At 57.2% G+C, this 12,059-nt stretch carries 13 protein-coding genes; 4 read left to right on the top strand and 9 right to left on the bottom strand.

What is annotated here, in order from left to right:
* Positions 1–84: 84 nt before the first annotated feature.
* The 3 genes from EYE42_RS14935 to EYE42_RS14945 form a co-directional block, all read right to left on the bottom strand.
* Positions 85–1,074 (bottom strand): Shedu anti-phage system protein SduA domain-containing protein, encoded by a 990-nt coding sequence (locus EYE42_RS14935; RefSeq protein ID WP_165455813.1) that lies wholly within the window; start codon positions 1,072–1,074, stop codon positions 85–87.
* A gap of 574 nt (positions 1,075–1,648) precedes the next feature.
* The gene (locus EYE42_RS14940) at positions 1,649–2,926 is read right to left on the bottom strand and encodes a nitric oxide synthase oxygenase (protein ID WP_130992114.1); all 1,278 of its coding nucleotides are present in this window, start codon (positions 2,924–2,926) and stop codon (positions 1,649–1,651) included.
* Positions 2,926–4,479, bottom strand: coding sequence for a B12-binding domain-containing radical SAM protein (locus EYE42_RS14945; protein WP_130992115.1), 1,554 nt, complete (start codon positions 4,477–4,479; stop codon positions 2,926–2,928). The genes EYE42_RS14940 and EYE42_RS14945 overlap by 1 nt, the downstream gene beginning before the upstream one ends.
* A 357-nt stretch (positions 4,480–4,836) precedes the next feature.
* On the opposite strand from EYE42_RS14945, the gene EYE42_RS14950 reads away from it, so the two are divergent.
* Entirely contained in the window at positions 4,837–6,078 is a 1,242-nt protein-coding gene (locus tag EYE42_RS14950; protein WP_130992116.1) for a glycosyltransferase, read from the top strand.
* Positions 6,079–6,383: 305 nt separating this feature from the next.
* Here the strand turns inward: EYE42_RS14950 and EYE42_RS14955 are convergent, their stop codons facing one another.
* From EYE42_RS14955 to EYE42_RS16240, 6 genes are all read right to left on the bottom strand, one after another.
* Positions 6,384–6,923, bottom strand: coding sequence for a DUF4167 domain-containing protein (locus EYE42_RS14955; protein WP_130992117.1), 540 nt, complete (start codon positions 6,921–6,923; stop codon positions 6,384–6,386).
* 172 nt (positions 6,924–7,095) lie between these two features.
* A complete protein-coding gene (locus EYE42_RS14960; protein ID WP_130992118.1) occupies positions 7,096–7,371 on the bottom strand; it encodes a hypothetical protein in 276 nt (91 codons plus the stop codon).
* A gap of 70 nt (positions 7,372–7,441) precedes the next feature.
* A complete protein-coding gene (locus tag EYE42_RS16070; protein WP_165455814.1) occupies positions 7,442–7,609 on the bottom strand; it encodes a hypothetical protein in 168 nt (55 codons plus the stop codon).
* Positions 7,610–7,853: 244 nt separating this feature from the next.
* Positions 7,854–8,192: a hypothetical protein gene (locus EYE42_RS14965; protein WP_130992119.1), complete on the bottom strand. Its 339-nt coding sequence runs from the start codon at positions 8,190–8,192 to the stop codon at positions 7,854–7,856.
* Between the two features lie 142 nt (positions 8,193–8,334).
* Complete coding sequence (locus EYE42_RS16235) at positions 8,335–8,535, bottom strand: VOC family protein (protein WP_211657957.1); 201 nt, start codon at positions 8,533–8,535, stop codon at positions 8,335–8,337.
* A gap of 3 nt (positions 8,536–8,538) precedes the next feature.
* Positions 8,539–8,790 (bottom strand): VOC family protein, encoded by a 252-nt coding sequence (locus EYE42_RS16240; protein WP_211657958.1) that lies wholly within the window; start codon positions 8,788–8,790, stop codon positions 8,539–8,541.
* A 297-nt stretch (positions 8,791–9,087) separates the two neighbouring features.
* Here EYE42_RS16240 and EYE42_RS14975 point away from each other — a divergent pair, with 297 nt between their 5' ends.
* From EYE42_RS14975 to EYE42_RS16450, 3 genes are all read left to right on the top strand, one after another.
* The gene (locus EYE42_RS14975) at positions 9,088–9,501 is read left to right on the top strand and encodes a helix-turn-helix domain-containing protein (protein WP_246020840.1); all 414 of its coding nucleotides are present in this window, start codon (positions 9,088–9,090) and stop codon (positions 9,499–9,501) included.
* Positions 9,502–10,013: 512 nt separating this feature from the next.
* Complete coding sequence (locus EYE42_RS14980) at positions 10,014–10,322, top strand: hypothetical protein (protein ID WP_130992120.1); 309 nt, start codon at positions 10,014–10,016, stop codon at positions 10,320–10,322.
* Positions 10,323–10,782: 460 nt separating this feature from the next.
* Positions 10,783–11,286: a hypothetical protein gene (locus EYE42_RS16450; protein ID WP_246020841.1), complete on the top strand. Its 504-nt coding sequence runs from the start codon at positions 10,783–10,785 to the stop codon at positions 11,284–11,286.
* Positions 11,287–12,059 lie beyond the last annotated feature (773 nt).

The raw sequence follows: 12,059 nt of genomic DNA on the forward strand, positions 1-12,059 counted from the left end.
AACTTCTTCTTCAGGTTGAACTTCGTACTTCTTCGGCAATTCTTCAAGTGTTATGGGCGGACGAGCGTGGTCCGGCTTTCGAACTCAGTTCATTCGCGTGACACTCACGACCACACCGTGCTCAGCGACGTTTTCAGAAATCTTCTTTGCTCGGTCCAAAATCCAATCAAAACCCACAACTTTTAGTCTGTGGCGGGCATCGTTCAGCGACGCCAAGGCAGCCTTTTGATCTTTGGTTAGGACTCCCTCCAAGCCGACAACGACCAAGCAGTCTGGTTCGGAAAACCCCGGAAAGACATCCTTCACGTTCGCGATGTGTCCCAACATATACTTGCGATAATCCGTTGCTTGGTGTTCGGCATGAGTGACATCTGCGGAGGGATGTCCTGCCTTTGTTATCATGACTTTGCTTGGGCACTCGATTTCCACTACAAGGTAGCTTCCGTCTGAACGCTTCACTACAAAGTCGGGTTTTCGGGAGCCGAACAAATTAGGCTCTGGCCACACCTCGACTGCCATAGGGTCTAGTAATTGCGGATTGGCTTCAAAGAACTTCTGAAAGCTTGGCTCGTCGTCTGAGAAGGCTTCGATCAACTCTTGATATGCTTGCAACGTTCGGTCGCCAATAGCGAACCATCTGCTCGCAACGGCCTGTACCAAGTTCTTCGCGGCATTCGCGCCGTTCATCTTTGCGTAGTGGCGCTGAAAGACGCTTGCAAGCGAGAGCATAAGGTCATCTTCATCTTTCGCTGCAAGAACGAGTTCGACCAGTGTTCGCCGTGCGTAATGCTGAATTTCGGCCGACAAACCTCCCGCGTTGGTGACGCGCTTTTTCAAGTCCCCCCACCAATGATCAGAAAGCATAGTTGAGAATTCACCTGAAGCCGCAGATGACAAGATGTCGAAAGCTATGTTGGAGTTTGAGGATCTCGGGCTATGCGCTACGGATCGAGCTAATTGCTCTAGTCCAGCTTGCTGCCAATAGAGTAAGGCAAACCCTGCGGGCTCTTTCAGCTCCCACTTGTAGGTCATCCCATCGTAGTCATCCTCGAAAAGACGGCTGACATAGCTCATAGCTTTGGCTCCGCCATCATCCATACAACGTTGAAGCAGAGAATTTAGAACTTGGGGACTAGCTCCGTTTTCTATGAATTCGCTCACCTGAAGTTCTAGCATTCTGTTATCCATATGAAATTCGAACCGTGGCCAGAGGGCAGTCACATATGAAAACATGCCTCTGTCGCGCTCAAGTGCGAAAATGATGCCCTCGGTGCTAGCCAAGTCGAAAAGCACACTTGACTGTCACGATAAGGTTCCGGAAGGCAGTTCTGCCCGCGGTTGGGTCGATCAGGGGAGGCGTGGCTACCGTCCGCAAATGCGCTTAGCAGTCGTCCTGATTGCCTTCGCGACAGGCAGCTGCCTGCGCAGTGTGTCGCTTTATGAGCGAGGCGTGAGTGCCTGCTATTGCCGATTGCCGCGGGTGCGATGCCGCAGCCTCCCAGGCCGCTGTCCGCCCTTTCTATCAATTGCTCTTCAATCGAAAGGAGTTTGCCAGGTCATCGCCGCATGTCCAGGGAGAATGTCCAGTAAACGGTCGTTAGGCTGACAAGCCTTGAGAAATTGAACCGCCAAGGTGCATCAAGCACGGCTATCCCGCCATTCGTTTCCAGATCTTCCATCGGCGCAGTATGCGGTCGAGCCAGACAAGACCCCGGCGCCGGTGGCGGTCGCCATACCATGGCATCATTCGCAGTCCCTCGTCACCACGATCGCGGTAGAAGTTCGGGACGGGGTGAAAATTCCGCATGCGCAGATGGAAGACATCGCAGGATGCCGATGCTTGGGGTGGCACGATCCATCGCCAATCGGCAGCGACGCAACGTCCTGCCGCCTGCTCCCGGCGGTGGAACGTCATGAACTGATCCGATGCGCTGTGATGATCCACGATTGTGATCCCAGCTTGCCCGTATGAATGCAGCACGGCCGCATTCAATTCGGTCAGCGCCCGGTCTTTCCACAATGGGTCGTCCTTGGTGTCGGGTGATATCCCGATCGCGCGAGCCACCTGAGGCAAGACGTCATAGCGTTTCCTGTCGACGAAATCTCGCGAGGCAATTTCGGTTGCCATGTAGAAGCCGTTGAACGGCGCGCAAGGATAGTCGATCCCACCAATCGTCATGATGTGGCCCGTGACGAGCGGAACGGAATACCACCGCAAACCCAGTCCGGCGATGGCGGGAAAGGCAGGATGGGTGATAGGAACTTCGCGTATGCAGGCTGGAGGGATATCAAACATGTGCCGGCGGTCGTTCTTGTCCCTAACCAGCAGTGGCAGGGGGTCAAATGCACCTTCGAGAACGGGTTGCCGCCATCCTAGAGACATGGCAATGCGCGTCATTTCCTGGTTCTGCCGATCACCCACCACCCGTCCGTCCGCTTGGACATGTGCCGCATACTGGATGGCCTGGGAGCTCTCGATCCAAGCCGGCAGCTCTGCTCCCCGGACAGGCGCAAACACCGAGATGATCGACCGGATACGGCCGTCGCCATGCGCCTCGTCCAGATGCGAGAAGACCCGGCCAGCGATCTGCGCGGGATCAGTCAGGTGCCGGCAATCCACGACATCCAGACTTTCCCACATCAGCCGCCCGATGCAGCGGCCATTGTTGCGCCAGGAAAGACGCGCACCATACGCCAGTTCTTCGGGCGTATGCTCGTAATGCCCGGATCTTGAAAGCTCGCGCCGCACCTCGGACCACCGCGCTTGCCGCGTCGCCTTGCTGGCACTTGTCGCATCATGGAAGGCGTCGAGAAAGGCACGCGCTTCCTCCTTTTTCTCCATCGCGGACAGGCGACGCAGCCGCCGCTGAAGCGGGCTTCCCTGCAGCGCATCGGCGCGCTGCCAACGTTCTCGGATCATGTACATCACATAAGTCCGTCGAACTGCCGGGCCGAGTCGCGCAGCGGGCGCCTGTTGATCTCGTGGACAATGGACAAGACTCGAGCCTTCGAGCGCCGGTAATCGCGCCCAAAGGGCTTGAGCCGCCGGTAACGGAACTGGGCGCGGGCATGGTCGCTGGCGGTCAGTTCCAGTTCAGCACCTGCTCCCGACTTGCCGATCATTTCCCGCCATACCGGCGTGTCGGTGTACAGGCTGAAATTGTTGAACCGCACCCGGTCCAGCATATGGCCGTGCTTTTCCAGGAAACGCTCGGTCGCCTCCATGTCCATGGCGGTCTCTCCGGGAAAGCCCTTGAACATTGTGCAGCGGATTGACAGGCCGGCGGCATGTGCATCGTGGATGAACTGCGCGTTCCGCTCCACGCTGCTGCCTTTCTGCATGCGATCAAGCAATTCTTGGCTGCCCGTCTCCAAACCAAACGATATCCTGCGCATTCCACCATCTACGGCGGACATGAGATCCCGTCGCGACAAGCCGTTATCGGTACGTTGGTCGACATGAACCGTTCCCACCCATTCGGCCCCCTGCACATAGGACTGGATCTGGCTCGCAATCCCCCGGATCATGTCTGGCCAGGAATTCAGCTTGAGATCCAGAAAAAGGAAGCTGGTGGTGTTGTGGCGTCGCGCTTGCTCCTGCATTTCCAAAAGAACGCTGTCGATGCTGCGGGTGCGGAACTTGCGACCTGAGGCGGAGATGACATCTGAACAGAACAGGCAGCGATCCCACTGGCAGCCCCGGCCCGACATCAGGGGAACGATCCGAACCGGATAGCGGTCCCATGGAAAGTCGGTAAAATCAGGAATTGGGGTTGCATCCAGGGGACGCAATGGCGGTGCCGCGGACGAGCTGCGCCCATTGGACAGCGTGACACCTGGGTACTGCAGCACGTCACCGCCCGTCAGGAAGGTCTGCAGCAGATTGGGCAAAACCAGATCGGCCTCGCCGCCAAACAACATCTCGATGCCCGGGATTTGGCACCATTCCTGTGCAACATGAGGCAGGTTGAACATCGGGCCGCCGACGATCACGGGAACACCCGCCTGACGAGCAAGCGCAGCAAGCGCCCGGATCGTTGTCATGTGCTGCAAATAGGCCGAAATCAGGATGACGTCTGGCCGCCGCGCAATGGCCTGCGAGGCTTGCTTCAAAACAATCGGATGGGGACGCTCGTGGCGTGCGCGATGGGCTTTGCGCAACAAGTCGCGCAGGGCATAGGCTTGCGGAAGATCCGTCAGGCTGACGCGGCGGCGTAGATGATCCAGGATGTTTTCCTGCCGCTCACGGGCTGCCGCTGGCACATCGTGGGCAAGTGGGGAAAGTAGCTCGACCGTCTGGCCCCGATTTCGCAGCGAAGCGATCAGAAGTCCAATGGCAAGGGTCGGAAAGGTTGAAAAGTTGTTCAGGTCCACGAGCAGGATGCGATGGGCCGAAGGCGCTTCCTGATCCACCACTGGATCAATGGAATACCGCCTGGCGGGCACCAGGCTCCGCGGCACACGAACACTCTGGTTCATAATAGACTTGCTCCAAAAACTTTACCAATCACGACGCACTTGAGAGAAAATCACGCGACCTGCGTTTCGCTTCTGCCGCATAGTCGTTGGATGATCACAGAAAATTCAATTAATTCTTACAGCGTGGCCTGCTTCAGAACACCTGTCCATTTAGACAGAACGAGACTGCAGCGGTAATTAAGTTTCTAGCCCTGGTTGCAGCATTGCTTTCCAATTCGGCTTTGAATGAACGTGACTCAAGAATGCAATCACATGCTCTTTTGTTAACCATCCTGATGCGGTGGCAAAAGCGCCTGGCTCGGATAGAAACACCATGAATGGTCGTCGAAGGGCGCTACATCGTGTCGAGGTTATTGCTTGTCCACCATCGCTCCAGAACCAGGTTCAGATCACATCGTCTATCTGACCGGTCTTTATCCTGCCGTATCGCACACCTTCATCCTGCGCGAAGTAGTCGCCCTTCGTGCGGCAGGGCTGCATGTGACGACCTGCTCGGTCAATCGGCCTGGATCCCACCATCTGATCGGCCCGGATGAGGCCGCAGCTGCCCGTTCAACCTTTTACCTGCTAGAGAACGTCCGCAAGCCCGCCGTTCTTCTGGCAGCCATTGGAACGGCGCTCAGACGGCCGCGCCGCTTGGCACAGGCGCTGTCCTTGCTCAGGCGGAGTGGCGCCACTGGGATGAAGGGAAACCTGCGGCAAGTCGTTTATCTCATGGAAGCCATGGTGCTGGCGCGATTTCTACATCGCTGCGGGGCAAGCCGGATCCACAATCAACTGGGCATGGCTTCGGCTTCCGTCAGCATGTATGCCTCAATCCTCGCCGGGATTTCGTTCAGCTTCACGCTTCATGGGCCCGACGACTTCTTCGACGCACCCGCACGGCAACTGGCCACGAAGATCGCGTCTGCGGACTTTGTTGCTTGCATCAGCGACTTCTGCCGCAACCAGGCTCGGCAACTTTGCAGTCAAGGAGATTGGGCCAAGCTCCACGTTGTCCGCTGTGGAATTGATCCCGCCGCGTATTCCAAGCGCGACCGAACGCCACCGCTCCGGCGCATTCTGTTCGTTGGCCGCCTTGTGCCGGTCAAGGGGGTGTCTGTTCTGATCGGTGCATTCGGCAGCATTGCCCATGCCTTTCCAGATGCAACCCTGACGATCGTCGGCGACGGGTCTGAACGGGCCAAGCTGGAGGTGATTGTGTCAAGCTTGGGACTGGGCAACAGAGTCGTGTTCACCGGTGCCCTCAGCCAGCAGCAAGTTGCCGTTCAAATGGCTGAAGCAGATGTGTTTGTCCTGCCTTCCTTTGCCGAAGGTCTGCCCGTCGTTCTCATGGAGGCAATGGCATCCGGGTTGCCTGTGATAGCTACAAGCGTTGCGGGCACGCCTGAACTTGTCGAAGACAATACAACTGGACGACTTGTCGGGCCAGGCGAAGAAGAGCAGCTGGCGCGAGCTATGCGCGACTATCTGACTAATCCGCAGCCTGCGTTAGAAATGGCCAATCACGGACGAAGCCGCGCATTAAGGGACCACGACATGTGGAAGGAAGGGCAGCGTTTGGCTGGTTTTTTTAGAGCACACTCTTCCTTATTATAATCAAGAGATATCGGTCGAGCCGGCGTCCATCTCGTCGGGGCCATCTTCATATGCTAGCGGCGTTCGTCTTGCAGCATGCCAATAGGGGAGGGTGGCAAAACTGAAGTTCTATTCCGTGGTCCTTTCAGGGCTCAACCCAATGTTGAGCACAGAAAGTCGCATTTCAGGATAGAACCCACCTAGCGCGGCAATTTTCGACAATAATTCATTTTATGGAACAATAGCTTAGATAAAGAAGCTTGGCGTCCAGAGATTGCGTATCAGTCTAAGCTCAAGATCACGCGTGCTGGCCTCTCATTGCCAGGTCATTCTAACCTGAGGGTCAAGCCAAGTTGCGCCAAGGTATATCCATGCTGCAGGGCGACCCGCTCAAGTGCCGCAGCGGCCAATGCGCGTCTTGAAGCAATTCCGGCGTCTTCCGGGCTTTCAACTTCCTGGCGCCTCGACGCCTCCTTGAGGATGATGGATTCCGGTTCAGGTGCTGGGTCCGTGAATGCCGGTGGGACTGAAATTTCCTCCGGTGTACCCGTTGCAGGAAAACGCTTCACGGCTGCGACTGGCGCGCGTGCAGGACGCGTTGCGGTCACAGGTTCATCTGTGGTGACAGGAACGGGATTGCTGATGCGGATATAATGCTCGGCCGATTGCAGGAATGCTTCGGACGCCACGCGATCATTCGCAAGCCGCGCCTCTTCTGCGAATTGAAGATAACGCTCGATGAGTTGCCGTGCGGTCCCGCGGATCTTGCCCCTTGCGCTCGTGCTTTCAAAGACACGGTTGCCGGGATCGCGCTGCTGCTGCGGCAAACGGGATTTGCCGCTTCGCCGGATGTAATATGGTTTCATGAGCCGATTCGATAAGGCAGCGGGAACGCCTGTCGCTGCATTCTTCCGAAATAAGCTGAACCTGGCTTGCCAGCAAGAAGGCCTTGGGGCGCGACAGCTTTTTCAGCATCGCTCTCACCATGGCTGTGGGCGTCTAAGCGATGAGCGGAAGCTGTGTAAGCCTAGATGAGGATTAGTGGCATGCCCGCATCCGCTGCCTGGCTATGTCTGTCCAGATGCGTTGGACCGCGATCTCGATCTCATCTGCCATGACGTCATAGCAGCAGAACTCTGATTTCAAGCTGTCAGACGCAGTCATGATCATCGTGTGCAGCTCCTGCACGCCGTCATCAAGGCAGGCCCTTACCCATCCCCGAAGGAGGGTGGCTAGGTCATCTTGGGCAGAAGCTTCGCCGTCTTGGCGCGTTGAAGGATCGGCGCTTGAGAAGCTAACGGGCTTATCGATCATCTGTTCTCCGCCGTGTTCTTCACCCGAACCTCGGTACGACTGTGAAAATCAGCAGCTCAGACCGCCCGTCCTAGCCGCAGACCGTCTCTGCCTCACGCACAGGTCCAAACAGCGAAATCCGCCGCAGCGAGTCCACCAGGGCCGCGCCTATGGTCTCCGAGGCCTTGTACCCGCTGCCGTCTTGCGCCTGCCTGTGGTTCTGCATGAACGCGATGATGCTGGGATCAATGATACCCATCAGCGCACATCCTTCCGTTGTATACTGCCCGATGTTTTCTTGTTTCTTGCGGGCATTTACTGAAAGAGAGCTTCAGAGGGCAACAGTTCCAGTGACTTACTCAGTGTTACGTTTCAAAATGTTGCCTAAAAAGCCAAATTGCCGCCCACGTCATCCCCAGACAGAAGAGGCTTACTAGCCGGGCGGCACCTGTGTTGTTTTCATGTTCCCGCCCGGCTGGAAGACAATGGTGCTGGCGCGCAGCTTAAAGGCCGGGCAGATCCAGCGGGGTGTATCTCAGCGAGGTCGGCGTGCATTCATGCCACTGCATCTCGGCATTGGGTTGATCGTCCCTGCCCCAGCACCAGCCTTTCTCGTTCAGCGTCTGGCCGTAGATGGCGCGTGCCATGCAGGCCACGACCGTTTTTGCTTCCTGACTTCCAGGGACGCGGCACGTGTCATCGGCCTCATCGTAGAGGTCTCGCAGTTCGGCCACTGTTTCCGTCGCATTGGCGAGAGGCGATTCAGCTTGCGGCGCTTCCGCTTGCGCGAGGCTGGGTCCGAGCAGGGCCAGAACGGCCAAGGTGGTGTTCAGGATATTCATGGTTCTTCTTCTGAAATCAGCAGGCTGACCTGACCCGAAACGACTACATCATCGCCACCCAGGCCACTAGGAGGAGCGAGGCCACGGCAAGCGGAAGGCCTGGTTGTTGGCACGGATCAGCAAGTTGCCGACCGTTCGGGTTTTAGGCCCTGCGAGACGGCAGCGGTTCATAAAACCTGAGCAGGTAGCCATCGGGATCGGCAACCACAAACTGCAGAACGCCGGTTTCGCCGTCACCTGTGCGATACCATTTTTCTTCGAGATCAAGAAACAGCGGTATTTTTGCTCCGGTCAGTTTCAGATGCAAAGGCAACAAGTTCAGGATGCGGATTTGGAGGTTCATGCCTCAACCAAGCGGATGCTGCCAAGGTCCGTCACCGTTATCAAAGGTGCGACCCAAGCCAATCTGGTCCAGCATCAGTTCGACCTTGTGATATTGCCGCACTTCAGGAAGCAGATCCGGCTCTTGGCGACGGAGGTAGCAAAACCCTTCCTCTGGACGCTCGTAGACGCACTCGAAACCCAGCCGGTCACAGTAGAACCGCTTGCTTTCCTGCCAGTCCGTTACAGCAAGTTCAGGAACAACCGCGTTTTCCATGCTTCCAACTGCTTTGGTGTCATCTGGGCTTGCCATACCCTCGGAACGCGCGCCTGTGCCAGCCCAGCTTAGGGCAAGCGGAGATCCTGGCTGTTCGCCAGGATCAAGGCCATCCCGGGAGGAAGGGTAAGGATCAGCGCGGCCTGTCGGCCGCGCAGTCCCTGGCCCACCAAGCCATTGTTGGTGTTGAACTGCATAAATCTGCATATGATTTGGCGATTGATGATGATAATTCGCACATTTATGCGTATAATGAGACAAGTAAGGTTAGTAACCGACGCGCGACAAGAGCAGACGATGATCGACAATGAATCCTCTGAAATTGGGACGCGGCTGAGGATGTGCCGGAATGATAGGGGTTTTACACAAGCGCAGTTTGCGGAGGCGCTTGGCGTGTCATCGAGGTCTTATCAGCATTACGAAAAGGTGACGCGGGAGGCGCCTGTGAGTGTGTTGAGGACTGCGGCGCATCTTTCAGGCCGTGATTTCATGTGGCTGGTCACGGGCAAGATCGGAGGCCAGGTCGGTCTTTATGAGCAGGCAGTGCTTGCCACAGTCGAGTGTCTGGAACGCGAAGGGCTGTCGCAGCAGCCAAAGACGATCATGGCGATCGCGCGACGGGCGCTTGAACTGGCCCTGGAGAAGAACACGAAGCCTGCGGATGAAGTGCCAAAGCTGGTGCAGGACTCTAAGTATTTGCTGGCGTCTTGAAGCCATCCAGAGACGATTTGGAAAGGTGATAGAAAATGGGATTTGATTGCGTTTCCTGCGGACGAGATAGCTACCTCGGCGGGGGATGTCCCTGCTGCGGAGGCGCGACCGTGCCAAGCGATGATGGATCGAAGAAGGGTGAACAGTCAGGCGGGAGTGGCCTATGGGCTTTGTTCATCTGGACCACGGCCCTTGGTCTTCTGATGCAGGTTTCGGCGCTGTTCCTCGAATAAACAGGGCGTCCCCCTTCGGGTCGCGCCCCCGGTTCCGGCCGGCAAGCCGGCCTCCACCCGAGCTGGTCAGGGCAATGCTTCCGGCTGCGGCGTGCGGATGCCTGTCTCGTCCCGAGCCAGTCCCTCGCCCGCCGGTCCTGGTCGCCCTGCCCTGCCCCTCTCGTCCCTTCGGGCGGGACCCCTGACGCAGGCCGTGAGCGTCAACGATGCGGACGAAGCGGACGGTTGCTGTTTCACCCGTCTTTTGTGAAGATCCCTCCTATCCAGCAAAGTTAGGCCATGGTGCGGCTTTCAATCAAAGAGGCTATTTTTGTCTTAGGGCGCCAGAATGTGCCGGAAGGCCATCTGATATGGCCGCGGCAATGTCCCGAGCTGTTCCTAGCAAATCTTAACCTCGATCAAGGCTATCGAGGCAGTTGTGAAATCCTCGATCACGGAAAGGTGGTCTTTTCTGGTTTGGCTCTGGTGAAACGCCGTCACCAATACGGAAAGGATCTACTCGTAATCTTGCTGCCTGATGTGGATCTAGGAGGCCTCTCGCCAGATGCCACCGTCGAGATGAACCCCTGTGCACTCGAACTTGAATGACGGCTTTGGGCTCCAAGTAACCTGCATACCTAGGAAAACCAAATTGAGCGCAAACGAGCCTCCTTCTGACTGGTCGAGTGATGTAATCGAGTTCCTGTCTCGAAACTTACCCGTCTCTGATGAGGGCGAAGGTTGGGACCATATGTTCTCATCGTCCTATCAAATCGGCTGTATGGCGCTCGTAGCCCTCGGCCAGGCGGAAGAAACGGAGCGGGGCGCTATCCCCCGAGCGGCGCCCCAGTTGCCGTTCGTGCTTCCACGATGGGATGATATTTGCGTTGTGGTTCTCCGCTTGGCAGAGCAGCAAGGCCAGCTCGAATACCGTGCCCGGGACGGGAGCTTGCCTCCTTCAAGAGGGGGCACATTCGTGGTGCGAGCCTTGAACGCGCCTCCTCCTCCGGCGCCAAACATAGCCGCCGCTTACAGCCTCGGTCCCGCGCGTGCCGCTGCAGAGGTTCTGATGGTTCTTGAAGCTCTGGGACTTGTCGGACAGGGCAGGTGGACAGAAGCATCAGAAACTGTTCTTTGGCGCGATCTTCCCAGCCACTGGGACATAGATGTCGTGTCCGATCCACGCTTTGCCCGTGCCGTGGAGCAAGCCTTGGCAACGATGCCGGAAGGCATCAGCGCGGAGATGGACCGATTGGTGGCGATCAGCGAAGAAGACATCCAGGAGGCGATTGACCAGAGCGTTGCATCCTACAAGGAATTGCGTGCAAGGTATGGCTCCAAGGCGCGCCTAGGACAGCCCTTTTCAACCGAAAAGGCACGAGAGAGCGTTGTGTTCATGCGCCGCAACGACCTCGACTGGTTGTTCTTTCGTCACTGGCGCCTAGGGAACGGCTGGCTGTCCTTTCATGAGGCAGGGCGAGCGTTGGAGATATTTCACGACCCGCTTGCAATTGCGATGCGTCGAGCTGTCATAATGAAACGCTATCCTGACCTGCTTTTTATGGCCAGTTGACAGAGATATCCCATGTTTCCTGTAGCTTGGGGTCACAGGACAGGCTTTCTGTTGTTTGAGCGCCTTTGACCGGTCCGCATTGGGCTCGAAGCGGACGTTTAGGGCAAAATCAAGTAAGCGATCAGCAGGAATGCTCCAGCTACTGCAAGGCTTCGGAGCCAAGTATTCCCTTCCCCAAGTTTTCCGTAGGAATCCCAGTGAATGCGCTGGATGCGTTTATAAGCATGCACGGCTCGATCTACGAACGAGTGCAGCCATGAAGAATTTTCATTTGGGTCAAGCACAAGGCGAACATAGCATGCCTTTGAGTGACAGCTAAGGGCTCTTCGCGTCGATAGCATGAACCCAGCTCAAGCGCCGGCTGAGGAGTTTCGACCTTACAAAGATACCGGAGAGGCCCGCGCGCGGCGCGGGTCAAGATGATTCATGTGTCGTTCCGGGGGATCGACGGGCTTTCGCCCGCTCACCCCCGTCCGCAGCCTTTTTGTTTTCCTGTCCGCCACGCATCCCCGCCCGAGCCGGTCAAGGGGCAAGCGCCGCCCTGTGGGCGTCGTCGTCCAGGCGGGCCGTGTCCTCGCCCGTTGCCGGGCTGCGGGCCGCACCACCCCGCCTTCCCGACCCCGTGACAGTCTCGGCCGGGGCCACGGGCAGGGCTGCGCCCTCCCCGCTCTGCTTTCCGAAAGGCATGGGCCTTTCAGAAATCAGAACAGGAAGGCTCGCCCATCGGCGGAACGGGCAGAAGACCCGGCCGCCCCCGTCGCTAAAGGAGAGCC

It is taken from the genome of Paracoccus subflavus (assembly GCF_004310345.1).
Lineage (GTDB): Bacteria > Pseudomonadota > Alphaproteobacteria > Rhodobacterales > Rhodobacteraceae > Paracoccus > Paracoccus subflavus.

Excerpts from the sequence above, each read along its gene's own strand:
- EYE42_RS14935 (WP_165455813.1), bottom strand. The coding sequence starts at position 1,074 with ATGAGCTATGTCAGCCGTCTTTTCGAGGATGACTACGATGGGATGACC.
- EYE42_RS14940 (WP_130992114.1), bottom strand. The coding sequence starts at position 2,926 with ATGTACATGATCCGAGAACGTTGGCAGCGCGCCGATGCGCTGCAGGGA.
- EYE42_RS14945 (WP_130992115.1), bottom strand. The coding sequence starts at position 4,479 with ATGAACCAGAGTGTTCGTGTGCCGCGGAGCCTGGTGCCCGCCAGGCGG.
- EYE42_RS14955 (WP_130992117.1), bottom strand. The coding sequence starts at position 6,923 with ATGAAACCATATTACATCCGGCGAAGCGGCAAATCCCGTTTGCCGCAG.
- EYE42_RS14960 (WP_130992118.1), bottom strand. The coding sequence starts at position 7,371 with ATGATCGATAAGCCCGTTAGCTTCTCAAGCGCCGATCCTTCAACGCGC.
- EYE42_RS16070 (WP_165455814.1), bottom strand. The coding sequence starts at position 7,609 with ATGGGTATCATTGATCCCAGCATCATCGCGTTCATGCAGAACCACAGG.
- EYE42_RS14965 (WP_130992119.1), bottom strand. The coding sequence starts at position 8,192 with ATGAATATCCTGAACACCACCTTGGCCGTTCTGGCCCTGCTCGGACCC.
- EYE42_RS16235 (WP_211657957.1), bottom strand. The coding sequence starts at position 8,535 with ATGAACCTCCAAATCCGCATCCTGAACTTGTTGCCTTTGCATCTGAAA.
- EYE42_RS16240 (WP_211657958.1), bottom strand. The coding sequence starts at position 8,790 with ATGGAAAACGCGGTTGTTCCTGAACTTGCTGTAACGGACTGGCAGGAA.
- EYE42_RS14975 (WP_246020840.1), top strand. The coding sequence starts at position 9,088 with ATGATCGACAATGAATCCTCTGAAATTGGGACGCGGCTGAGGATGTGC.
- EYE42_RS14980 (WP_130992120.1), top strand. The coding sequence starts at position 10,014 with ATGGTGCGGCTTTCAATCAAAGAGGCTATTTTTGTCTTAGGGCGCCAG.
- EYE42_RS16450 (WP_246020841.1), top strand. The coding sequence starts at position 10,783 with ATGGTTCTTGAAGCTCTGGGACTTGTCGGACAGGGCAGGTGGACAGAA.